The 22,776-nt window shown below is 46.0% G+C and carries 23 protein-coding genes; 10 read left to right on the top strand and 13 right to left on the bottom strand.

The genetic code is table 11. The annotated features are described in order from the left end of the window. Nucleotides 1-5 precede the first annotated feature (5 nt). From JM642_RS04945 to JM642_RS04930, 4 genes are all read right to left on the bottom strand, one after another. Nucleotides 6-650 carry an outer membrane beta-barrel protein gene (locus tag JM642_RS04945; protein WP_011718023.1) on the bottom strand — a complete coding sequence of 215 codons (645 nt, stop codon included), beginning with the start codon at nucleotides 648-650 and terminating at the stop codon, nucleotides 6-8. 55 nt (nucleotides 651-705) lie between these two features. After that, nucleotides 706-1,494, bottom strand: coding sequence for a co-chaperone DjlA (djlA, locus tag JM642_RS04940; RefSeq protein ID WP_011718024.1), 789 nt, complete (start codon nucleotides 1,492-1,494; stop codon nucleotides 706-708). A 93-nt stretch (nucleotides 1,495-1,587) separates the two neighbouring features. Continuing rightward, entirely contained in the window at nucleotides 1,588-2,259 is a 672-nt protein-coding gene (gene murU / locus JM642_RS04935) for an N-acetylmuramate alpha-1-phosphate uridylyltransferase MurU (RefSeq protein WP_203433025.1), read from the bottom strand. Next, complete coding sequence (locus JM642_RS04930) at nucleotides 2,256-3,347, bottom strand: phosphotransferase (protein ID WP_203433023.1); 1,092 nt, start codon at nucleotides 3,345-3,347, stop codon at nucleotides 2,256-2,258. Before JM642_RS04930 ends, murU begins: the two co-directional genes overlap by 4 nt. A 115-nt stretch (nucleotides 3,348-3,462) precedes the next feature. Here JM642_RS04930 and lptD point away from each other — a divergent pair, with 115 nt between their 5' ends. From lptD to JM642_RS04895, 7 genes are all read left to right on the top strand, one after another. Continuing rightward, the gene (lptD, locus tag JM642_RS04925; RefSeq protein ID WP_203433021.1) at nucleotides 3,463-5,760 is read left to right on the top strand and encodes an LPS assembly protein LptD; all 2,298 of its coding nucleotides are present in this window, start codon (nucleotides 3,463-3,465) and stop codon (nucleotides 5,758-5,760) included. 221 nt (nucleotides 5,761-5,981) lie between these two features. Further along, the gene (surA, locus tag JM642_RS04920) at nucleotides 5,982-7,286 is read left to right on the top strand and encodes a peptidylprolyl isomerase SurA (RefSeq protein WP_037421411.1); all 1,305 of its coding nucleotides are present in this window, start codon (nucleotides 5,982-5,984) and stop codon (nucleotides 7,284-7,286) included. A 6-nt stretch (nucleotides 7,287-7,292) separates the two neighbouring features. Beyond that, a complete protein-coding gene (gene pdxA, locus JM642_RS04915) occupies nucleotides 7,293-8,279 on the top strand; it encodes a 4-hydroxythreonine-4-phosphate dehydrogenase PdxA (protein WP_203433019.1) in 987 nt (328 codons plus the stop codon). 14 nt (nucleotides 8,280-8,293) lie between these two features. Then, nucleotides 8,294-9,100 carry a 16S rRNA (adenine(1518)-N(6)/adenine(1519)-N(6))-dimethyltransferase RsmA gene (gene rsmA / locus JM642_RS04910; protein ID WP_037421417.1) on the top strand — a complete coding sequence of 269 codons (807 nt, stop codon included), beginning with the start codon at nucleotides 8,294-8,296 and terminating at the stop codon, nucleotides 9,098-9,100. Between the two features lie 52 nt (nucleotides 9,101-9,152). After that, entirely contained in the window at nucleotides 9,153-9,533 is a 381-nt protein-coding gene (gene apaG / locus JM642_RS04905; protein ID WP_037421420.1) for a Co2+/Mg2+ efflux protein ApaG, read from the top strand. Nucleotides 9,534-9,554: 21 nt separating this feature from the next. Then, complete coding sequence (locus tag JM642_RS04900; protein ID WP_047535502.1) at nucleotides 9,555-10,379, top strand: symmetrical bis(5'-nucleosyl)-tetraphosphatase; 825 nt, start codon at nucleotides 9,555-9,557, stop codon at nucleotides 10,377-10,379. A gap of 97 nt (nucleotides 10,380-10,476) precedes the next feature. Beyond that, the gene (locus tag JM642_RS04895; RefSeq protein WP_037430780.1) at nucleotides 10,477-12,498 is read left to right on the top strand and encodes a methyl-accepting chemotaxis protein; all 2,022 of its coding nucleotides are present in this window, start codon (nucleotides 10,477-10,479) and stop codon (nucleotides 12,496-12,498) included. A 245-nt stretch (nucleotides 12,499-12,743) separates the two neighbouring features. On the opposite strand, the gene JM642_RS04890 is transcribed toward JM642_RS04895, so the two are convergent. The 7 genes from JM642_RS04890 to rplU form a co-directional block, all read right to left on the bottom strand. Then, on the bottom strand, nucleotides 12,744-13,160 hold the full coding sequence (locus tag JM642_RS04890) for a DUF3718 domain-containing protein (RefSeq protein ID WP_203433017.1): 417 nt from the start codon (nucleotides 13,158-13,160) through the stop codon (nucleotides 12,744-12,746). 196 nt (nucleotides 13,161-13,356) lie between these two features. Beyond that, nucleotides 13,357-13,839: a type 3 dihydrofolate reductase gene (gene folA / locus JM642_RS04885; RefSeq protein WP_037421431.1), complete on the bottom strand. Its 483-nt coding sequence runs from the start codon at nucleotides 13,837-13,839 to the stop codon at nucleotides 13,357-13,359. A 22-nt stretch (nucleotides 13,840-13,861) separates the two neighbouring features. Beyond that, the gene (locus JM642_RS04880; protein WP_037421434.1) at nucleotides 13,862-14,335 is read right to left on the bottom strand and encodes a threonine/serine exporter family protein; all 474 of its coding nucleotides are present in this window, start codon (nucleotides 14,333-14,335) and stop codon (nucleotides 13,862-13,864) included. Beyond that, nucleotides 14,332-15,093, bottom strand: a complete 762-nt coding sequence (locus tag JM642_RS04875) for a threonine/serine exporter family protein (protein WP_037421437.1) — start codon at nucleotides 15,091-15,093, stop codon at nucleotides 14,332-14,334. The genes JM642_RS04880 and JM642_RS04875 overlap by 4 nt, the downstream gene beginning before the upstream one ends. A 27-nt stretch (nucleotides 15,094-15,120) precedes the next feature. Further along, on the bottom strand, nucleotides 15,121-16,287 hold the full coding sequence (gene cgtA / locus JM642_RS04870) for an Obg family GTPase CgtA (protein WP_037421441.1): 1,167 nt from the start codon (nucleotides 16,285-16,287) through the stop codon (nucleotides 15,121-15,123). A 213-nt stretch (nucleotides 16,288-16,500) separates the two neighbouring features. Next, nucleotides 16,501-16,755: a 50S ribosomal protein L27 gene (gene rpmA, locus JM642_RS04865; protein WP_007650346.1), complete on the bottom strand. Its 255-nt coding sequence runs from the start codon at nucleotides 16,753-16,755 to the stop codon at nucleotides 16,501-16,503. A gap of 14 nt (nucleotides 16,756-16,769) precedes the next feature. Continuing rightward, nucleotides 16,770-17,081, bottom strand: a complete 312-nt coding sequence (gene rplU, locus JM642_RS04860) for a 50S ribosomal protein L21 (RefSeq protein ID WP_011073451.1) — start codon at nucleotides 17,079-17,081, stop codon at nucleotides 16,770-16,772. A 273-nt stretch (nucleotides 17,082-17,354) separates the two neighbouring features. Here rplU and ispB point away from each other — a divergent pair, with 273 nt between their 5' ends. Then, on the top strand, nucleotides 17,355-18,326 hold the full coding sequence (gene ispB, locus JM642_RS04855) for an octaprenyl diphosphate synthase (protein WP_037426181.1): 972 nt from the start codon (nucleotides 17,355-17,357) through the stop codon (nucleotides 18,324-18,326). A gap of 76 nt (nucleotides 18,327-18,402) precedes the next feature. Here the strand turns inward: ispB and ung are convergent, their stop codons facing one another. Continuing rightward, entirely contained in the window at nucleotides 18,403-19,068 is a 666-nt protein-coding gene (gene ung / locus JM642_RS04850; RefSeq protein ID WP_086023977.1) for a uracil-DNA glycosylase, read from the bottom strand. Between the two features lie 160 nt (nucleotides 19,069-19,228). Between ung and JM642_RS04845 the strand changes: the two genes are divergently transcribed. Then, nucleotides 19,229-19,789, top strand: coding sequence for a prepilin-type N-terminal cleavage/methylation domain-containing protein (locus tag JM642_RS04845; protein ID WP_037421445.1), 561 nt, complete (start codon nucleotides 19,229-19,231; stop codon nucleotides 19,787-19,789). Between the two features lie 70 nt (nucleotides 19,790-19,859). After that, nucleotides 19,860-20,177 (top strand): DUF3144 domain-containing protein, encoded by a 318-nt coding sequence (locus tag JM642_RS04840; protein WP_055648549.1) that lies wholly within the window; start codon nucleotides 19,860-19,862, stop codon nucleotides 20,175-20,177. A 418-nt stretch (nucleotides 20,178-20,595) separates the two neighbouring features. Here the strand turns inward: JM642_RS04840 and JM642_RS04835 are convergent, their stop codons facing one another. Continuing rightward, entirely contained in the window at nucleotides 20,596-22,752 is a 2,157-nt protein-coding gene (locus JM642_RS04835; protein ID WP_203433015.1) for a S46 family peptidase, read from the bottom strand. Between the last annotated feature and the right edge of the window lie 24 nt (nucleotides 22,753-22,776).

Genomic DNA, 22,776 nt, shown 5'->3' with positions numbered 1-22,776 from the left:
GAAAATTAAAAACTGAGTTTGACCCCAAGATTGGCTTGCACTTGCCACATTACATCCGATGTGACATGCCATAAGCATTGGTCTTCATTACAAAAAAGTGAGGTGTCACTGTCAATAAAGGTCGCGTAGCCACGCAGATCCGCAAACAACGCAAAGTTTTGCATCATACGATATTCGACGCCACCACCAATGCCCATGGAAAAACGGGTTTCCGTTGACCAATCATCGGGCATCATCCGAGTCACCCCGGCACTGGCGGTAATGTAGGGCTGAAAATCGCCACTTGGGAAGAATAAAGTGCCGCCAAGGTGGATATAGTCCACATCTAAGGAGGCGACTAAGTCTGGGGTAAACAGGCCACCGCTTTTCAACTCGGAGGATTGGCGACTGTAAAGCAGGTAAATATTGCCGGGATCGTTAGTGCCAATCCCTAACATGAGGCCGTAATGGCTCGCCTCTTCGATACCCACACTCTGCTTATTATTGGTTTCAGCGTTGTTAGCATCGAGTTCATTGATATCGAACGAGCTGCCGCCAAAGCTGTAACCACCGTAGGGGGCGACAAACAGCTCGGGTTCGGCATAGGTTGGTAATGCGAGGGTTAGAGGTAATAAACCTGCAATCACACTTAATCGGTTAACGTATTTCATCTTAATCCCTTATCTATCGTTATTATTCCTTGCGTAGACAACGTTAACCGAAGCATTAGCGCATGCCGCGCTCCGATTTCACTCTGTCGTACGCAGCTTGGATATCCTGCGCCTTACGATTGGCAATTTCCATCATCTCGGGTGGTAACCCCTTAGCAACCAATTTATCGGGATGATGTTCGTTCATCAACTTACGATAAGCCCGCTTGACCTCTTGATCCGTTGCCTCGGCATTAATGCCGAGCAAATGATAGGCGTCGGTAATCGAGGTTTTATTTCCATTAGAGGTCTGGTGAAAACGATATTCCGCTTGCCAACGTTTAAGTAATTCATCGAGTTGCCCACGACCATAACCTAACTCTTGGGCCACCGTCATCAGAATTGCATGTTCTGCGGCATCGAGCTCACCGTCCGATAGGGCGGTTTGAATTTGGATCTCGATAAACATTTGCACCAGTTCTTGGCGGCCTTGGGTCACGGCGCGAAAGGCTTGCAGGCTGCTACGCAGGTCAAAGTCAGGCTCTTTACCCTCACGGAACGCCTGCTGCGCCTCTTTACGGGCTTCACCCGTTAAGCGCATCTGATCCATCAACATAGTCGCGATACGAATATCGGTTTCAGTCACTCGACCCGACGCCTTGGCCACATGACCCATTACGGCGAAGGTGGTGTTAAAGAATATCCCCTGTCGATTCTTGGCTTGACCTAAGATCTGACTAAAACTGGCGCCACCACCGGCGCGCTTGTCGTAGAGATGCCCAAGCCATAAGCCCAGTAGCGCACCGAAAATACGGCCAAACATAAACCCGATAACAAATCCAAAAAACTTACCCCAAAGGCGCATCTTAATTCCCAATTTGATAATTTATTCAGTCACTCAATCGACATCGCGAGTGAAACCGTTAAGTCAGGGCGCTAAACATTAGGCGATATGCCATTACGCTAGCGCTGACTCTAATGCTTGCAGACGCGCAATCGTCCCAACATCGCACCAGAGTCCATTAAAGTGTGCCCCGGTGATCAGGCCATCGGCCATTTTAGCCCGCAGCAAAGGCCCAAGGGCAAAGGCACCATTCGGCGTGCCATCAAATAATGATGGGCGATATAAGCCCATGCCAGAGAAAGTGTATTTTTGCTCACCCAGCTCACGTACAAGGCCCTGCTCCAAGGCAAAGTCACCGTTAGGATGTTGCTCGGGATTCGGCACCAACCACAAATGCGCCAGAGCTGTATCCGCTAGGGGGACAATCGTCGGCAAAGCATCGATAAACACATCACCATTTAGCACTAAAAACGGTGCATCCGAGTCGCCATCCGTTATCAGCAGAGGCAAGGCTTGTTTAATTCCGCCACCGGTCTCGAGTGCCGATGCTTCGGCGCTATATTGGATCTTGACCCCAAAGGCATGACCATCCCCTAAGGTTTCGACAAGCTTATGCCCAAGCCAAGCGTGATTTATCACGATATCCACGATACCCGCCGCCGCTAACTTCTCGATATGGTACACAATCAGCGGTTTACCTAACACCGGTACTAGGGGTTTTGGTAAAGAGTCAGTCAATGGGCGTAAACGCTCTCCTCTGCCTGCCGCCAGGATCATCGCCTTCATTGCTTGTCTCCCTGCTGAGTATCCTTTCCCTTGGCTGCAAACGCAGGCACAACACGCGATTGCACCCAAGCGGAAAACGGTGCCAACTCAGGATAAACACTGGCAATATCCACAATGTAGGACAAGGTTAACGGAATATCGGCCATATAGGCGGGCTTGTTATCACGATAGTGTAAACGGGCAAAAATCCCTGCGGCCTTGATATGGCGCTGCAGCCCCATTAAATCAAACCAAGTTTGGTACTGGGTAAAGGATGTCTGCGCCGGGATTTGCCCTAACTCAAGCACTTGCTGATAATGCAGCTGCATTAATTCCAGCACCATGGTTTGCGGCCAACGGATATAGCAATCCCGCAGTAAAGACACAGCATCGTAGGTCACAGGGCCTAACACCGCATCTTGGAAATCAATCACGCACAACTCGCCATCTTTAAGCATCAAGTTACGGCTATGGAAATCCCGGTGCATCCCCACCTTTGGCTGAGCGAGGGCATTTTCCACTAATAGGTCAAAGCTTTCTTCTATAAGCGAGCGTTCCACATGGCTAAGTTCGAGCTGTAAATGCCTCTCTAACAGCCACTCAGTAAAGATCCCCAGCTCGCGACGCACAAACGCCTCATCATATAAAGGCAAGGGCTGCGTGTTGCCTGTGACAGGATCAAAGCTCTCAACCACTGAGGCGACTTGAGGCAATAATGCCAATGCGCGGCGGTAATAATCGGCGACATTATCGTCCGTAAGTACAGACAATAACTGGGTATCCCCCAGATCGCTCAGAAGCATAAAACCTTGCTCGGCATCGGTAGTAATCACTTTTGGAACTGTCAGTCCCGCCGCAGCATAGCTACTGGCGAGGGCGATAAAAGGCGCGATAGGCACTAAGGCGGGCGGAGAATCGGCGACAATATAGCTAGCATCACGCGCAACGACGCGGAAATAGCGTCTAAAACTAGCATCACCCGAAATCAATATCGGGGTCACATCATAGGAAAAATAACGGTTCAGCCACTGATTAAGGGAAATAAATCTCGGATCGGATAAAGTCATTTCATGGCTCTTATAGAAAAATTGCTTTATTATAGCTGGCATATAATTTGGAAACAGCTAAGAAATTGAGAGATTTATTTGCTGCGTTGCACTTGTAGTTTGCAACTTTCCCCGTCGATACTTGTCCAGACTAAGAAATCATTATTATTGACCTAAGATGCAGATCCGTTACCTTCTGGCCTTGAGCCTGTTACCTAAATTAGTCCTGGCAGACGAATCTCCCGCAACCTTAGCATCACAATGCCTAATCGAACCGCCAGTACCTCGTATCGTATCTCAACCGGGGTTGAGTGCGGCTGAACAAGCAAAAATTCGAATAGCTTCAGACCGCTCAAAAGCTGAAATGGGTAAGCAAGCGATTTTTACCGGTGATGTGGTCTTCAGCCAAGGCGATAGACACATCGCTGCCGATGAAGCCATCCTCGATCAAGCCACAGAACAATTTGATGCTAATGGCAACTTAGTCTTCCAAGACAGCAATTTTACCGTTACCGCAGACTCGCTACAGGCGCAAATGCGCAGCAATCGTGCCACCCTCAAAGGCGCACAGTATTGGCTGCACGGGCAACAGGTGCACGGTGATGCAGAAAAACTGCAAATCACCATAAACAACAACCTGATTTTAACCAATACGAACTTTACCACCTGTCCGCCTGACAACGTCTCTTGGTTGCTTGAAGCCGAAAAAATTAAGATCAACAGCGAAGAAGAATGGGGCGAGATCTGGAATGCCAAGCTGCGAGTGGCCGATATTCCGGTGTTCTACATCCCTTATATGACGGTTCCGGTTTCAGACAAACGTAAAACAGGCTTCCTCTATCCAAGCTTTAGCACCAGCACCACCAACGGTTTTGAGGTGTCAGCGCCCTACTATTGGAATATTGCACCGGAATACGACCTGACATTTACGCCAAACTATATGACTAACCGCGGGTTATTCACTAAAACTGAGTTTCGTTATCTCGCGGGTGAAGCTCAAAATGGCCGTTTGAATTTTGAATATCTAGGCAGTGATCGAATGATCGGCGGCAGCCCAAATCGTTACCTGTATAACTGGCAACACCAGGGAGCTATCGATAAAAACTGGCGAGTATTGACTAACTTTACTGAAGTTTCGGATAACAACTATTTCAACGACTTAAAGTCTGATGTTAACCGTGCGACCGATAACCAATTATCACGGATTGGCGAAGTCAGTTACTTCGAACGTGATTGGGATATCAGCACTCGGGTGCAGGATATTAAAGTTCTGGGCGAAGATGAAAAGCCATACCAAGTGATGCCACAGGTTAACTTTAACTACCGTGCCGCCGACTTTTGGAACAACTTGGACTTTGGTTTTAACTCCGAGCTGACCAATTTTGCCCACCAAGATGACGATGTAAACACGGCAACCCGTTTGCATATGGCACCCAGCCTAACACTGCCAATCCATGGTCCTTCAGGCTCACTGACGAGCCAATTAAAGTTAATGCAAACTAACTATTGGCAGGACAAAAATAACACTAAATTTGATACCTTAGATGACACTGTAAGCCGTACCATTCCTCAGGTGCGTATCAACGGACAAATCAACTTCGAACGTTTTACCGAAATATTTGAGCAAAATTATCGCCAAACACTCGAACCTCAATTCCAGTATCTGTATGTAGGTTATGAGGATCAACGGGGCATTGGTATTTACGATACCGCCCAATTGCAGGACGACTACTTTGGTCTATTCCGGGATCGCCGCTTCTCTGGCCTTGACCGTATCGCCGATGCCAACCAAGTGACTCTTGGTATTACAACTCGTTTCTTCGATGACCATAACCAAGAAGCGACCAAATTCAGTCTCGGACAAATCTTCTATCTTCAAGACAGTAAGCTAGGCTATGAAGATAATATTTTTGAGCAAAATCAATCAACTTCAGTATTGGCGGCCGAGTTAGATACTCGTTTAAGCCAAGACTGGTATTTAGGCGCGGCCATTCAGTACGATACCAACACCAGTGACAATAAGAAGACCGAAGTCACCTTAGACTTCCGTCCTGAAGCCAACAAACTACTGCAATTAAGCTATCGTTATGTACCCGATCTACTGAACTCCAACACTAACGATTTGGTTAATATCTCCCAAGCAGGTGTTCGCGGAGCTTGGCCTATCAATGACAGCCTCTATTTTGTTGGCAACTGGTACTATGACCTCAACGAGAGTCGTAGCATAGAAACCTATACAGGTTTCCAATATGAATCATGCTGTTATGCAATCCGCCTCAGTTATCACTATCGCATTAAAACCAACTACGATGACAACATCGGCTCAGCCATTATCGATGAGCGCGAGCAATTTGAGCGTGGTGTGTACCTCAACTTAGTCATCAAAGGGCTCGGTGGTTCTGGTCCATTAGGTGTAACGGATATGCTCAATGATGGTCTGTTTAACTACAGAAAACCGCTTTATCTGAGGAATTAGCAAAGAATTGTGGTAGATTGCTGAACCTCAACAAGGACTGAGAGTCCAAACAAGTTAATGAAAGCTGTGCGTTCACCCAATAACTGAATTGAGTGGCGCATCTTTTAAGAGTTACCAACAAAAGAACATTTAGGCAACTCACTGTAATTTCGATATAAATGGTAAAGTTAACTTAAATAAGCCGTCGAATCTGACCTTAGAACGTGCCAAGGATTTTGTGGATGAAACCCAGTAAACATCTGATTTTTGCTTTATTTGCACTCGCTATCAGCCAGCCAACCATGGCAGCTCCCCAGCCACTCGACCGTGTTGCCGTTCAAATCAACGACGGTATTGTGCTCGAAAGTGAAATCACCAATATGATTGACACGGTTAAAGCCAATGCTAAGGCCGCGAATCAATCGTTACCCTCCGACAGTGCACTGCGCACCCAGGTTATCGAGCGATTAATTTTGACTCGTCTGCAATTACAAATGGCGGATCGCATTGGTCTACATATTGGTGACCTACAGTTAGACCAAGCAATTGAAAACATTGCGCGCGAACAAAAAATGACCGTGGCGCAAATGCAGCAAAAAATTGAGAGCGAAGGCTTAAGCTTCGGCCAATACCGTGAGCAACTGCGTGAAGAAATCACCTTAGGTGAAATCCAACGTATTCAAGTACAACGCCGTATCCAAGTTTCACCACAGGAAATCACTGGCCTAGTGAAACTGATCCAAGAGCAAGGCATGAAGGACGTCGAATACCAAATCGGCCATATCCTTATTGATGTACCCAATAATCCCACCAGTGAACAACTCGAAGCGTCAAGCAAACGCGCCAATGCCGTGCTTGAACGTTTAAAGAGTGGTGAGGATTTCCGCCGTACCGCTATCGCCTCTTCATCTGGCCCTAAAGCACTTGAAGGCGGTATTTGGGATTACATGAACATCAACGAGATGCCAACCCTGTTTGCAGAAGTCATTAATGGCGCCAAAAAAGGCGATATTATCGGCCCAATTAAAAGCGGTGCTGGCTTCCATATCATCAAGATTATGGATGCTCGTGGTTTACAAACCAAAGAAATTGAAGAAGTGAGAGCGCGTCATATCCTGCTCAAGCCATCGCCAATTCTGTCGGAAGATCGCGCTAAGGCCATGTTGGAGCAATTCCTGAAGCAAATTCGTTCAGGCGAAGCTAAATTCGAAGATTTAGCCCGTCAATACTCTGAAGATCCGGGTTCAGCGACTAAGGGGGGCGAGTTAGGTTGGGCAGAGCCAGGTATTTATGTGCCAGAATTTGCGCAGACACTTAATAGTTTAAGCCCTGATCAGATCAGTGAGCCTTTCCGTACTACCCACGGCTGGCATATCACTCAGTTAGAAGAGCGTAGAAAAACCGATGCCACGGATCAATTTAATACTAACCGTGCGCACCAACTGATTTTCCGTCGCAAATTTAACGAAGAACTGCAAAACTGGCTAGACGAAATGCGTGCCGACGCATACATTGAAGTCTTTCAGCCTGAGTCTAATCGAGGTTAAGGTAAATTGACCACTAAACGTATTGCCGTTACCCCCGGAGAACCTGCGGGTATCGGCCCCGATTTAGTCGTGCAACTGGCTCAGCAGGCTTGGCCTGCTGAGTTAGTCGTTTGTGCGGATCCTGAATTATTAGCCAGCCGGGCTAAACGACTTGGCCTTCATGTTACCTTTCGCCCCTATTTGCCAGATCAGGCCCCAAAACCTCAAGCAGCAGGTACGCTGACAATAGCCCCCTTCAAGCTCGTCACTGAAGCCGTTTGTGGGCAACTTGATGAGCAAAATAGTGCCTATGTGGTTGAGACTCTGCGTTACGCGGGTGAAAAAAACATGAGTGGCGAGTTTGATGCCGTTGTCACCGGCCCAGTGCATAAGGGGATCATCAATCAAGCAGGGATTTCCTTTAGTGGTCACACCGAGTTTTTTGCCCATCAGGCTAACTGCCCCGATGTAGTGATGATGTTAGCAACTCAAGGTTTACAAGTGGCACTGGTGACCACTCATATTCCACTGGCTTATGTTGCTAAAGCTATTACACGCCAACGCTTACATCATATTATCAAGATTTTACACGCTGACCTTATCAGCAAGTTTGCCATTGCTTCGCCCAAGATTTATGTCTGTGGCTTAAATCCCCATGCGGGTGAAGATGGACATTTAGGGCGTGAAGAGATCGATGTGATTATTCCCGCTCTCAATGAACTACGTAATGAGTTTCAAATGAACATTGTCGGCCCCCTCCCTGCCGATACCCTGTTCCAACCTAAATATTTACAGGACGCGGATGTCGTCTTGGCCATGTACCATGACCAAGGTCTACCCGTTCTAAAGTCACAAGGATTTGGCAAATCGGTAAACATTACCTTGGGTTTACCTTATATCCGTACCTCGGTTGACCATGGTACGGCGCTCGATCTTGCGGGAACTGGCAAAGCCGATATCGGCAGTTTTGTCTGCGCCTTGAATAAAGCCATTGAGTTATCCTCAAAAAACTAAACGATTAGATATTAATGAGTAGCAAAGTACATTTAGGCCACACGGCCAGAAAGCGTTTCGGACAAAACTTCTTAACTGATAACAATGTGATTAACCGCATTGTGGGTGCGATCGCCCCCGATAACGACCATGTAATGGTAGAGATCGGCCCAGGCCTTGGCGCTTTAACGGAGCCAGTCGCCTCCTCGATAGACAATCTCACCGTAGTGGAGTTAGACCGCGATTTGGTTGAGCGCTTGCAGCATCACCCAGTACTTAAGGATAAGCTCACCATTCATCAGGGCGATGCATTGCAGTTTGATTTTAGTCAGTTGGTTGTCCCAGGTAAAAAACTCAAAGTTTTTGGTAACTTACCTTACAATATTTCAACTCCGTTAATGTTCCATCTGTTCGAGTTTGCCGAACTGATTGAAACCATGCACTTTATGTTGCAGAAGGAAGTAGTACTGCGTTTATCTGCAAGTCCAGGCACGAAAGCCTATGGCAGATTAACGGTTATGGCACAATATTTTTGCCAAGTGGTCCCCGTACTCGAAGTACCACCCCATAGCTTTGCGCCGCCACCGAAAGTGGATTCTGCGGTAGTGCGCCTTTTGCCCTATGCTGAAAAACCCTTCCCCTGTAAAGATGTGAATGTGCTACGCCAGCTATGTACCACAGCATTCAATATGCGCCGCAAAACACTGCGTAATAACCTCAAACAAGTGTTAAGTGATGAAGAGTTCGAACAGTTAGGTATCGATCACAACCTGCGTCCAGAACAAATCTCCGTTGAACAATATGTTGCAATGGCGAATATGGTATGTGATAAGCAGGCTTAAGCAGTTAAGTTTGATGGGCACTTAGGTGCCCAATATCATTGTAGGAACTCACATGAGCGTATTGGATAACTCTATCCGAGTCGAAGTCAAAACCGAGTATATTGAACAACAATCCTCGCCAGAGGATCAGAAATACCTCTTTAGCTACACTATCACCATTATTAACCTCGGTGAGCAGACCGCAAAACTCGAAACCCGTCACTGGATCATTACCGACGCGAACGGCAAAATGACTGAAGTACAAGGTGCAGGAGTCGTCGGCGAAACCCCAAGCATTCCACCCAATACCGCCTACCAATATACCAGTGGCACAGTACTCGATACGCCTCTTGGCATTATGTATGGTACTTATGGTATGGTCAGCGAATCTGGCGAACGTTTTAAGGCAACCATTAAGCCCTTCCGTTTAGCGACCCCTGGTTTATTACACTGATTTAATTTAAGAAAGGATACTGTGGCCCATTATTTTGTTGGTGATGTCCAAGGCTGTTTTGCCGAACTCCAAAAATTACTTGCTAAGGTCGACTTTAATCCATCCCGCGATGAACTGTGGGCGGTGGGTGATCTTGTCGCTAGAGGCCCAGATTCATTAGCGACACTGCGCTTTTTTCAATCTCTAGGTGATGCGGGTAAAACGGTTCTAGGGAACCACGATCTGCATTTACTGGCCCTGCATGGCAAACTTAAGCGGGATAAACCCAGTGATAACCTCACACCACTATTAAACGCACCGGATATTTCGAGCCTTATCGACTGGCTTAGGCAGCAACCCCTAATGCGAGAGTTGCCAGAACATAACGTCATCATGACCCATGCTGGCGTGCCACCGCAATGGTCATTAGAACAATTAAAGCAAGAATCCCAACTAGTTAGCCAAGCCCTACAGCAAAATGATTATCTCGATGCTCTCATTCGCCAAATGTATACCGACACCGCAGAACGTTGGGACCCAAGTGCTATTGGTATAAATCGGCTGCGATTTTGTATTAATGCGTTGACCCGCATGCGTTATTTGTATATCGATGGTCATTTGGATTTTGATTGTAAACAGCCACCAGAAAATTGCAGTAATCCACAGCTTCGCCCGTGGTTTGAATTTACGTCGGCGTTACGCCAAAGTCACACCTTAGTGTTTGGACATTGGGCTGCATTGATGGGAAAAGTGAAAGATCCTAAGTTAAAAGCACTCGATACAGGCTGTTGCTGGGGAGAACACCTCACCCTATGGCATCTTGAAAAAGACCAAAAAATTACCCAAAAAAAGTTAAAAAAGAGTTAAACTAACCTTAACTTTGGTCGATAAACGACAGTGCGTCTAAGCCCTGAATTTAATAATCTTTTCATTCGGAATAATATAATAATAACCGGAGTATCCTATGAAAGTTAATGTAGCCACCCGAGTCATTGGCGGGTTTAGCATAGTCACGCTTTTACTTGTGTTGTTAGGATTTACCTCTTACCTGACAAACATTAGCCTCAAAGATAGTTCGGCGATGATGCAAGAACTCAGCCTGCCAGCCCTAAAGTCGACCAATCATTTAACCGAGTCCCTGAGTGAGCAACAGCGTCAAGTATTAATCGCTTACCATGCCCCAAAATCCCGGCTCATTCCCGATATCCGTAAAGTATTTAACGACCATAGCGCCCAGTTTAAAAATGAGATCAGCAATCTCAACCAGCTTGTTCAAAAGCAAAACAACTTGTCATCATTGATTTCTCAATTAAATACAAGCTTTTCTACCTTTGAGCGGGATAGTTTGGCCATGCTTACCGAGCGAGAAGCCGCGTTAAGCAAACAAGAACAGCTTATCAATTTAAAAAAGAAACTCGAAAATGCCGCCGATGATGCCTCATCGGTACTGCTCGATATTATCGATTTAGAAAATAGCCAAAACCCTGATGCCCAGAGTCTTGCAGCTTCAGCCAGTGCAATTGATAGCAGCATGGGGAATATCATCACCACCATTGCTGATTTGGTGACAAACGAAGAAATGAGTAAACACGAACTCATTTCCAAGGAACTTGATTACATTCTTAGCGAAAGCAAAAATAAGCTCGAATACGTTAACCGCCATGCGCAGGGTATTATTGAAGCTGATACCTTAGAATCGATTAACCAAGATATTAAAAAAGTACTGGCACTCCTCGAAGGCTCAGATTCTATGGTGCAACTCAAAGCGAGCCAGCTGAACCACGCACTGGCGGCATCGAATCAACTCAGCATTATTGAGAAAGACGCTAAAATCATCGATCGTAACATGGAAGAAGTGAGCAATAATATCGAAGCGGTTGCGGCACAAATGAGCCAAGAAACCATTGCTCAAATTGATGCAGCCAGTATCCGCACTATGATTGTGGTGCTTATCGCAATTGTTGTCGCCGTTATTATCAGCTTTGCCGTAGTCACGCCCCTAAAACGCTCGCTGAACCAAGTAAACAATGCGCTGAATGTGCTCGCTTCAGGTAATTTAACCCATAAATTAGATGATTCAGGTCACGATGAGTTTGCTGAACTTGCCAAAAACTGTAATCGCTTGGTCGATAGTTTACGCGGCTTAATTGCGGGTATTTTAGATCGTTCAAACCAGCTTGCCGCCGCAGCTGAACAGACCTCTGCAATCACCGCACAAACCACCACGGGTATCCAAGAACAAAAGAATCAAGTCGATCAAGTGGCTACTGCAACGACAGAATTAAGCTCCAGCGCGCAACAAGTGTCGATGAGTGCCGATGATGCCCTCGCACAAATTAAACAAGCTGATCAAGAAGCTAAGCATATGCGTGCTATTGCCGAGGAAAATAAACACACCATTCTGGCCTTAGCGGAAGAAGTGGCTAAAGCAGGCCAAGTGATTAACAAGGTCCAATCGGATAGCGCCTCAATTGGGTCGATTTTGGATGTGATCCGCGGTATTGCCGAACAGACGAATCTATTGGCATTGAACGCGGCCATTGAAGCCGCGCGGGCGGGTGAACAAGGCCGTGGCTTTGCGGTCGTCGCCGACGAAGTAAGAAGCCTAGCATCAAGGACCCAAGTCTCGACCCGTGAAATTCAACAAATGATTGAGGTACTACAGCAAGGGGCACAGCAAGCAGTGGCTGCGATGGATATGGGCCGTGCCCAAGCCAATGCCTGCGTAGCAAAAACAGAACAAGCCAACCTTGCCCTAGAGACCATCAGCCAGTCGGTGCATAAAGCCTATGATGCAGGCACTCATATTGCCCACGCCGCGCAGGAACAAAATTTAGTAAGCCAACAAGTGTCTGAAAAACTAGAACATATTGCAGCAATTTCGGAAGAGACCGCGATTGGCGCAGATCAAACCGCCCAATCAAGCCATCAGGTGGCTAAGCTTGCCGAAGAGCTACAAGCTTCTGTCGGTGAATTTAGAGTGTAAGCAAACACTCAGGTATAAATAGGGTCGCTGTCGCGGCCCTTTTCTTTGGCTTGCGCTTTCCCTTGTACTCGGTTATCAGGCTATACCGCAGCCAAATGCTATAAATGCAATTTCGGAACTCAGCTCAATATTCGGTAAAAACGGCCTAAACGACACCCATAAAAAATGCCGAACTGAGTTCGGCATTTTTTACGTATTATTCTTTGTCTATGTAAAAGCACGCGAGAAAATGATTAAACAGGCTATTACTCTTCTTCACCGCCAGCGCCTGCACCTAAACGCTCTTTAACCGCTGCAGTGATAGGGCTGGCACTATGACCATTTGCCTCAGCCCAAGCTTGGATAGTCATGCCATCCGCTTCTGGTACGCTTAGCTCGTTGACGGATAACCGCTTAGCAACAAACTCACCCGCATCATTCGCATTCACGGCATAGGCGGTACGTAGTAAGCTTTGGCCGTCACAACTAATTCCGCTGTAAACTTGGCGCAATTTAACACGACTTTCTTTTAATTTTTTACGTAAGCGGTTTTTATCGTTTGCTTTAACGTAATCACAAATACTCGCAACAAGCGGATCTGCTTCAGTCGCTTTAGCCGAGGTTGGCACAGAAACATAGCTAAATCCGATTAGTGCAGCCAAGGCTACAGGCATTAGACGCATCCGATACTCCTTAATACTTTCTTATAATTTTTTTATGGTTTGTATGGTCTGCGTCTATCTCTAACGATAATTAACCTCTCAGGTTCAGATAGCTCTCGATAACACAGTTATCTCAGCCTACTGGCGCCTAACCGGTATAATACCTTCGACATATTGACAATCCATACGCACAGGGTACACAACATAACGACATAATTTAACATTTTTTTGCCAAATTGATAAAGCGATATTCCAGCCCATCAGCATTTATAGCCGCTACGGATTCGGTTTCTTGCCACTCATCATTTTTCCAAGCAGGGAAAAAGGTATCACCTTCAACGTCTAAGTTAATTTGAGTTAGATAGAGCCTATCGGCTTGGGGTAATAGCTGTTGATACAATTGTCCACCGCCAATGACCACCAACTCTTCACAATCGCCAGCCGCCTCTTTGGCAGCTTCAAATGATGTGACACAGGTTACGCCCTCGATCAATAAATCCGCTTGGCGAGAAATCACAATATTATGACGCCCAGGTAAAGGTCGACCGATTGATTCAAAGGTTTTACGGCCCATCACAACTGGCTTACCTAAGGTCATGGCTTTAAAATGGCGTAAATCTTCGGGTAGATGCCATGGCATTTTATTGTCTTTTCCGATGACTCGATTGTTTGCCATCGCGGCTATCATAGCAATGCGCATGGTCACTCCTGTGGAATAGTTTTTATTTAATAACTGGACGGGTTCTAAAGTACAACAAACTCGGCAAGGCTAAACCAACCGATAGTGCCCCTAGAATAAAGACTGTTTTTAACCCATTACTAATCACTTGGCCTGTTAGCTCTTGGCTTACCTGCGATTGTGCCGTGAGTTGCACTAAGGCAATCACAGTATTGAATGCATAAGTACCTGGGATCATGGGGATAATAGCAGCAACTGCATACATCAACGGCGGCGCTAAATGACGCTTTGCAAACCCGATAGTAATAGTGCCCACTAACGCCGCCGCGGCAAAGGTCGCCCACTCAATGGGTAAGCCAAATTGCAGCATAAGTGTGCGAGAGCTATGACCAATTGCGCCAGCTAATGCACAGTAGACTAAAAAGCGTTTAGGTACATTAAATACCATGGCAAAGCCGATGGCAGGGATCGCTGAGAAAAAGGCATCGTGTAGCAAAATAGTCAGTAATTCCATCACAGAAAAATACCACCAAGTTGCATTGCGATTGTAATCCCAATGACCGAAGAAACCGTCAGTAATGTTGCATGTCCCCAACGGGAAATGCCCACATTCATATGCCCCTTAACCATATCAGAAATCGCATTGATCATTGGGAATCCCGGCACCAGCATTAATACACTGGCCGCCATGGCCGCCTGCGGAGTCTCACTCAAGTTGAATACATAACCCGTCTGCGCCAACATGCTAGTGACAAATGCCGTCACCGCAAAATTCACCAGCAAATTAAAATGCCGCTTTGCAATCGCAAGTCTCACCGACATTCCCACCGCAGAGGCGAAAAAAGTAATGATTGAAGCCGCGACATCACCATTAAAGAGATGACAAAAACTCGCGCAGGATAAGCCTATCATCAATATAACAAGATAAGGAGGATAGGTCTTAGGCTCGATGCGGGCTAAACGTTTGCGCACTTCATTGGGGCCATAGAGGCCTTTTTCTGCAAGTAAACAAATACGTTGTAACTCACACACTATGGTCATGTTAATGCCATGCTCACGGATCCGACGCGTTGTCGTGATACAGCGACCATGAACTAAACTCGTTAACACGAGGGAATTGGAGGAAATAGAAAGCTCGATACTTGCTAAGCCTAAGGCCTGACCTAGGCGCTGGCTGATTTCTTCAACTAAATCAGATTCAGCACCGTAGGCCAGCAAGAGTTGTGCAACCCGCACAACTTGCCGAGTAATATCATTTTGAGTATCTGCGTACACGAAACTCTCAAAACTTAGATATGGATATTATCTTTGGTAGATGACTTCAACATCGTAGTCATCATCATCAAAGTCATCGTCGAAGTCATCATCATAATCTTCATTGACGGACTCAATGTTAGCTTGATGATAATTATCCCACTTGAATTCGACTTCATCGTCTGGATTTGCATCTTTATCTTCAGGAGGAAGACTTTGGATGAAATCCCACAGCTTAGTCGCTAATTCCTTAGTACCATCGCGGCCATAGGCGGAAATAGTGTAAACTTCACCTTCCCAACCAAGCTCTTTAACAACTCGGTCAACCTTTTCTTTTAGCTCGTCTTCGAGCAGTAGATCGGCCTTATTGAAGACTAACCAACGAGGTTTGCTTGCCAGTTTTGGCGAATACTTTTCAAGCTCACCGACGATTGCACGCGCAGAGTCGACAGGATCTGTGCCATCAATTGGCTCGATATCGATGATATGTAACAGAATACGGCAACGTTCTAAATGCTTTAAGAAGCGAATACCCAGACCCGCACCTTCTGCCGCGCCTTCGATCAAACCAGGAATATCTGCGATGACATAGCTTTGGCCTGGACGTGGGTTAACCACACCGAGGTTAGGCACTAATGTCGTAAAGGGATAATCCGCAACCTTAGGTGTCGCACGAGACACTGCACGAATAAAGGTCGATTTACCCGCATTAGGCATACCAAGCAAGCCAACATCGGCTAACAATAGCAGTTCTAATTTTAAGCTACGCACTTCACCCGGTGTACCTAAGGTTTTCTGCCGTGGCGCACGGTTTGTACTGCTCTTAAAGCGAGTATTACCTAAACCATGGAAACCACCTTTTGCCACTAATAACTTCTGGCCATGGGTAGTTAAATCACCAAGCACTTCTTCGGTGTCATGATCAATCGCACGAGTACCCACAGGCACTTTTAAAATCAAATCTTTACCACTATGGCCAGTACAATCACGGCCACGACCGTTTTCACCGCGTTCAGCCATGTGGAAACGTTCAAAACGATATTCAATCAAGGTGTTGAAGTTTTCGTCGGCCTCTAGATACACACTGCCGCCGTCACCACCATCACCACCATCAGGACCACCATCAGGGATATATTTTTCGCGTCTGAAACTCACGCAACCGCTACCGCCGTCGCCTGCTTCGACCCTAATTACTGCCTCATCGACAAACTTCATACTTACTCCTGGCATCACTGAATGAAGGAATTATACCGTTTAACTTCATCGGTCGCCAAAAAACTCGAGATACTTGCTCCCAATCTTACCAGTCAACGCCCTTAATTTGATAAAGATTTATCAAATTGCTCCAGAAACGTAGGTAAGTAGAAGCACAAAAAACAGAAAGCCCCACCAAAGGCGGGGCTTTACAGTATAAGCTAGACTCGAAAATTAAGCTTCGATGCTAATAAACTTACGGTTATTAGGACCTTTAACTTCGAATTTTACTTTACCGTCGGTCAGAGCAAACAGAGTGTGGTCGCGACCAATACCCACGTTTACACCAGCGTGGAATTTAGTACCACGTTGACGAACGATAATGTTACCAGCTAGAACTGATTCACCGCCAAAGCGCTTAACACCTAGACGTTTACTTTCTGAATCACGGCCGTTACGAGTAGAACCGCCAGCTTTTTTATGTGCCATGAGTTAGACTCCTATTATGCGTTGATAGCAGTAATTTTAACTTCGGTGAACCACTGACGGTGGCCCAACTTCTTGTCGTGGTGCTTACGACGACGGAACTTAACAATAGTTACTTTCTCGCCACGACCATGACTTACTACTTCAGCAACGACTTTACCGCCAGCCACTAAAGGAGCACCAACGTGCACTTTTTCACCGTCAGCGATCAGTAAAACTTGATCGAATTCAACAGTTGAACCAGTAGCAACTTCTAATTTTTCTAAACGAACTGTGTGGCCAGGGGCTACACGGTGTTGTTTACCACCACTTTGAAAAACAGCGTACATAGCTATTTTACTCCGATATTCCTAACATGCTGGCCCACATTCTTGGGGGCAGGATGCTACAAAAACTTTATTGACAATGGGCGCGGAGTTTACGCGAAGAATCCTTATCTGGCAAGCCCTAATTAGGAAAGAATAAAAAAAGGCCGGAATAACTCGCACATTAGTAGTGTGAGTACTGTCATATGTCAGAATTTTAGGTAAAATTCATTCTATATAACACGTGAGCCTAAAATACAGGCCGGGTACGTAATGGCCCCACAACCAGAGTCTATTATGGATTTAAACGCTATTCGTCAACTGGCTGACACTGATATGCAAGCAGTCAATCAGCTGATCTATAAACAGCTGGAGTCAGATGTCGCCCTGATCAACCAGCTAGGTTTCTACATTATCAATGGTGGTGGTAAACGTCTTCGTCCTTTACTGTCCGTCCTCGCCGCTCGCGCCGTCGACTATAAAGGTGAAGCCCACCTTAAGCTTGCCGCGATTATTGAATTTATTCATACCGCTTCATTACTGCACGATGATGTGGTCGATGAATCGACCCTCAGACGCGGCCGCGAAACCGCCAACGCGCTCTTTGGTAATAGCGCCAGTGTATTAGTGGGTGACTTCCTTTATACCCGCTCATTCCAAATGATGACTGAACTCGACAATATGCGAGTATTACGGGTACTAGCCGATACCACCAACGTATTAGCTGAGGGCGAAGTATTACAGCTAATGAACTGTAATGACCCAGATACTACCGAAGAAAGCTATATGCGGGTGATTTACTGTAAGACTGCAAAGCTATTCGAAGCAGCAACCTTACTTGCCGCTGTATTAGCGGGCGCCACACCTGAACAAGAAACGGCGTTGGGCGATTATGGGAAGTATTTAGGTACAGCCTTCCAATTGACCGACGATTTGCTCGACTACACCGCCGACAGTGAAGAGTTAGGTAAAAACATCGGTGATGACCTCGCCGAAGGCAAGCCGACATTACCGCTGATCTATGCCATTGCCCATGGCACAGAAGAAGAGCAGCAACTCATTCGTCATGCGATTGAGCAAGGTGATGGCACCCATGCGATTGAGAAGATAGTTGCCGCTCTGCATCATTGCGGCGCGCTCACTTATACTCAGCAAAAGGCCATTGAGGAATCAAATAAGGCTATTGCTGCACTTGCGGCATTACCTGACAGTGATTTTAAAACCGCATTAGTCTCACTGGCGAAAATATCAGTAGATCGCAACCACTAAGCTGTTGTGAACAATCAATAAAAAGGCCTTGCTTAGCAAGGCCTTTTTATTTTTAGCATTCTTTACAACATGGAACTTAAACTTGCCATTGGATCGGCGCTTCGCCCCGAGCCATCAGTAGTTGATTCACTTTTGAAAAATGCCCACAACCAAAAAAACCACGATACGCCGATAAAGGAGATGGATGCGGTCCCGATAGAATTTGGTGTTGTGGCGCGTTAATCACAGCACCTTTTTTGATGGCATGACTCCCCCACAGCACGAAGATAATTGGACGTTGCTGCGCATTAAGCAGCTTTAACGCTTCCGTCGTAAAAATTTCCCAGCCCGCATTGGCATGGGAGTGCGCTTGCCCCTGTTCTACCGTGAGGACAGTATTAAGCATCAAAATCCCCTGTTCAGCCCAGGCCGTTAAATCACCATGGTTGGGAATATGGAATCCCGGAATATCGTTAACCAATTCTTTATACATATTGGCAAGCGAAGGCGGCGGTTTAACCCCTCGTTTCACTGAGAAACATAAACCATGGGCTTGATTGGGGCCATGGTAGGGATCTTGACCAATTAACACTACACGCACTTGCTCGAGCGGCGTTGTTTTGAATGCATTAAACACATCCTCTTTCGGAGGATAAATCACTTTGCCCGCTTCTCGCTGTTGATTCACAAATGCGATCAGCTGTTGATAGTAAGGTTGCGTACGTTGATGGTCGATAAATGCTTGCCAAGTCGCCAAAATCAGTTTCTCTTACTTAAGTTACAATGCCGTTAGCTTAAAAGTGATAAGCAACCATGACAAGCTCACTGTACGATTAATTCGCCTGAACTGCTGATAGTTCAAGTTAAAATGCCACCAATTAAGTGCTATAGTGTCGGCACTTATCCCCTATTCATTCAGATAAATGATCCGCGACCGCTTACAAGGCTCAAGTCCACAATCCGCAGGCTTTACCTTAATTGAACTCGTTGTAGTGATTATTGTGCTTGGAATTTTAGCCGTTGTGGCTTTGCCCAAGTTTATCAATGTGCAGCAAGATGCGCAGATAGCTACAGTCAAAGCCGCAGGCGCAGGATTTAAATCCGGTTTAAATTTAGCGCGTTCAGTTTGGGCAGTGAAAGTAGGCTCAGGCCCCAAGGAAGATTTGCCCGTATTTGGCACAGCACAATCTGAACAAGTGGACTTTAATGCTAACGGTTGGCCTGCCCAACACTATATTTATGGCAATGAGGCATCACCTTCATTAGATAATGTGGAAGACTGTGTCTCTGTATGGGAAGTGTTATTCCAAAATGCGCAGCCGAGCGTCTCACGACTCAATATTGATGCCACGGAAACAGACTATAAAGCCAGTTATCTCAACCCTAATCAATGCCGATATTTTTATCGGGCTAACGATAAATTATCCATTTATTACGATTCAAGAACGGGAACCGTCACAACAGACTTAGATCCCAATAGTTAAGAGTTAGCGATTCTTTCCCATAGAAATTAGGATAGAATCGCCCACCAATAAATTATTTTGAGTAAGCGCTATGACAGACACGAGCAACACCACTATTTTTGAACTTGCCGATCAATTTATTGCCTTAGCCAATCAGCTAAGCCAGCAAGAAGGTGATGTAGGCAAAGTAGGTACCGCCCTACGTTTTGCGGCGGCCCGTTTTAACGCTTTTGAAGCGGCAATTAAATCAGCCGATTTAGGTGCAGAAAAAGACAATGCACTCGACTGGTTTAGCGCAGAATACCGTGAAATGCTGAGTGATAATTTAGACGACCATATCGCCAACCCACCCGTTATGCAGGAAGAATCCGCAGAGATAGATGATTCTGTCCAAATTTTTAAGAACTGATCATCTGCTAAGGGTGAAGTGGCACACTATTTTTTGTGCCACCAAAGCTGCAGAGGTCTTCTTATCTTATCGATCACTTTAGGTGAATACATCAGCGCTACACCACAAGACATTTAGGGCTAAATTCAAACTGGATACTGCTGAATTAGTCCCTAATAGAAACCCTAAGCCAGTATCAATTTTAGTTTCTATTTACTGTCTCGTTGAGTGAATGCAACGAAAGCCAGTATGGCTTGATATTTAGCGAGCACTAGGGCGTGTGCAACTCAACCTAATGAATATCTATCCCAAACCGCTTTTGACCATACGCAGGCATTGGGTCGTTTTATCATCTCAAAATGAAAAAGCGATAAGCCCTATGGGTTTATCGCTTTTTAATGTCTTGCCTTGACCGCTGTGACGCTAATCCGGCAATGGATTATTTAACGATTTCCATCTCAGCTAAGAGATTGTCGGCACCATCCAAATATTTCATTACCCACAACATATAACGGCTATCGACATGAATAGAGCGGTTAATCTCATTATCAAATGCCCAACCGCCGATAATGCTTTCATATACACCATCGAACAACAACCCAACGAGTTCAGCGCGGCCGTTTAAGGTCGGTGAACCAGAGTTACCACCGGTGGTATCTAAGGTCGACAGGAAGTTAACTGGTACAGAATCAATGGATTTCATATAGAAATCACCGTATTGCTTCTGTTTAATAAGCTCTAACTGCTTTTTCGGTGCATCGAATGGATCAATACCCGTGTCCTTTTGCACTATGCCTTCGAGGCGAGTGAATGGCACAGCCACTAAACCATCTTTTGGCGAATAACCTTTTACATGGCCAACCGTAACACGCAGGCTAGAGTTCGCATCGGCGTAAACGGGCTTACCCTGCTCAAGGTTATAGGCAATGATGGCATCCATATATTGCGGACGTATTTTCATCATCTCGCCGTCTAATTCTTTTTCTTTCTTCTCTTCGCTCATATTGGTGTCATACATGGCCACCGCAAATTGAATAAAAGGATCCTTAGAGGCTTTAAAATCGTCGACGGATTTTTCCATCCAAGCTAAACGCACATCTTTATTACCGAGTTCGGTTTTGGCGTACATTTTATCTAAGGTTTTAGCAAGCTTAGCTTCGTTAACCTTGTTATCGATACCAAAGGCTTTATCCATCGCAGGTAAACGCTGCGCTTCAGGTAACGCGGCATAACGTTTTAGCATATCTAAGAGTACGGCCTTATCGACACTCGCGGCATAACGGCGATCAATACGTTCCATGCTTGCCTTAAAGCGAGTCATATCACGGTCTTGGAAGCCTGGTTCACGCTGCATATCAGGCAGTTGCTTTTCATGGGCTAAACGGTACAGATTCGTCGCCGTTGGTAACATAGTGGTGCTACTGATGTAGCTTAAAATCATATCCCGTTCTTGGTGCGCTTTGCTCTTAGCAATCAAGGCATCTAATTCGGCTAAGGTTTTACTGTATTTAGCCTCACGGCTGCTGTCTTTAGCGATCCACTCAGCCAGTTTAGCTTCAAGGGCTTTACGGTCGGCCAACATAGTCGATTTGCCGTAGAACTCGATCATCGAAGTGAAGTTTTTAGCATAATTTGCTAAGCCCGCGATTTGGCTCTCATACTTAATCCGCTCGTCACTGCCCTCTGGCGCAGTTGCTTTAATGATTTCAATAAAGCGCTCACGCAGCATTTTGCCTTCGGGATAAGCCCACTCAAACTCATTTTGAACTTCAGTCGCGGTGCGATAACGATTTGTACGGCCGGGATAACCCGCTACCATCACAAAGTCACCTTCACTCACGCCTTTGGCTGATACTTTTAAGAAACTCTTTGGCTCATAAGGCACGTTGTCAGCGCTAAATTCTGCGGGTTTACCATTTTTAGACACATAGGCGCGGTAGAAAGAATAGTCGCCCGTATGACGTGGCCACATCCAGTTATCGATATCGCCACCGTATTTACCAACGCTGCCCGCAGGATTGTAGACTAAACGCACGTCGCGGATTTCTAGCTGTTTAACCAGATAGTATTCCAAGCCACCGTGGAAGCTATACACCTGGCAACGATAGCCTTCGTCTTTTTCACACTCGGCAACGAGAGCTTTCTCTTGGTTTTCAATCCCTTGATAAAACTCACGGCCCGTTTTGTTTTCTAGCCCAGCTTTAACGCGCTCAGTAACATTAGTCACATCTTCAGTCACATATACCCGTGAGCCTGGGGCTGCGGGTAATTCATCAGCAAAGGTTTTAGCTAAAAAACCGTCCTGTAACAGGTTTTTCTCAGCAGTAGAATTGTATTGAATCGAACCATAGGCGCAGTGATGGTTAGTCACCACTAAGCCTTTGGGTGATACAAAAGATGCCGTACAGCCACCAAGGCTTATCACGGCATTCATCGGGAATTCGGTAAGTTTAGAGATTGATTTAGCATCAATTTCTAAGCCTTTCGCTTTGAGTTCATCGGCCATTGCGGGCAATTGATGGGGCTGCCACATACCTTCGTCAGCATGGGAAGCAAAACTCGCCGCCACAGCAACTGAGAGTAACCATTTTTTCATTGTCTTAAGTCCGTTTTGATAAAG

This window comes from Shewanella sp. LZH-2, assembly GCF_016859145.1.
In the GTDB taxonomy this organism is placed as follows: domain Bacteria; phylum Pseudomonadota; class Gammaproteobacteria; order Enterobacterales; family Shewanellaceae; genus Shewanella; species Shewanella xiamenensis.
This window is presented reverse-complemented; position numbering and strand designations above follow the sequence as displayed.

Bases quoted from the DNA above. Each gene is read 5' to 3' on its own strand.
- JM642_RS04945 (WP_011718023.1), bottom strand. From the start codon at position 650: ATGAAATACGTTAACCGATTAAGTGTGATTGCAGGTTTATTACCTCTA.
- djlA (WP_011718024.1), bottom strand. From the start codon at position 1,494: ATGCGCCTTTGGGGTAAGTTTTTTGGATTTGTTATCGGGTTTATGTTT.
- murU (WP_203433025.1), bottom strand. From the start codon at position 2,259: ATGAAGGCGATGATCCTGGCGGCAGGCAGAGGAGAGCGTTTACGCCCA.
- JM642_RS04930 (WP_203433023.1), bottom strand. From the start codon at position 3,347: ATGCCAGCTATAATAAAGCAATTTTTCTATAAGAGCCATGAAATGACT.
- lptD (WP_203433021.1), top strand. From the start codon at position 3,463: ATGCAGATCCGTTACCTTCTGGCCTTGAGCCTGTTACCTAAATTAGTC.
- surA (WP_037421411.1), top strand. From the start codon at position 5,982: ATGAAACCCAGTAAACATCTGATTTTTGCTTTATTTGCACTCGCTATC.
- rsmA (WP_037421417.1), top strand. From the start codon at position 8,294: ATGAGTAGCAAAGTACATTTAGGCCACACGGCCAGAAAGCGTTTCGGA.
- apaG (WP_037421420.1), top strand. From the start codon at position 9,153: ATGAGCGTATTGGATAACTCTATCCGAGTCGAAGTCAAAACCGAGTAT.
- JM642_RS04895 (WP_037430780.1), top strand. From the start codon at position 10,477: ATGAAAGTTAATGTAGCCACCCGAGTCATTGGCGGGTTTAGCATAGTC.
- JM642_RS04890 (WP_203433017.1), bottom strand. From the start codon at position 13,160: ATGCGTCTAATGCCTGTAGCCTTGGCTGCACTAATCGGATTTAGCTAT.
- folA (WP_037421431.1), bottom strand. From the start codon at position 13,839: ATGCGCATTGCTATGATAGCCGCGATGGCAAACAATCGAGTCATCGGA.
- cgtA (WP_037421441.1), bottom strand. From the start codon at position 16,287: ATGAAGTTTGTCGATGAGGCAGTAATTAGGGTCGAAGCAGGCGACGGC.
- rpmA (WP_007650346.1), bottom strand. From the start codon at position 16,755: ATGGCACATAAAAAAGCTGGCGGTTCTACTCGTAACGGCCGTGATTCA.
- rplU (WP_011073451.1), bottom strand. From the start codon at position 17,081: ATGTACGCTGTTTTTCAAAGTGGTGGTAAACAACACCGTGTAGCCCCT.
- ispB (WP_037426181.1), top strand. From the start codon at position 17,355: ATGGATTTAAACGCTATTCGTCAACTGGCTGACACTGATATGCAAGCA.
- JM642_RS04845 (WP_037421445.1), top strand. From the start codon at position 19,229: ATGATCCGCGACCGCTTACAAGGCTCAAGTCCACAATCCGCAGGCTTT.
- JM642_RS04840 (WP_055648549.1), top strand. From the start codon at position 19,860: ATGACAGACACGAGCAACACCACTATTTTTGAACTTGCCGATCAATTT.
- JM642_RS04835 (WP_203433015.1), bottom strand. From the start codon at position 22,752: ATGAAAAAATGGTTACTCTCAGTTGCTGTGGCGGCGAGTTTTGCTTCC.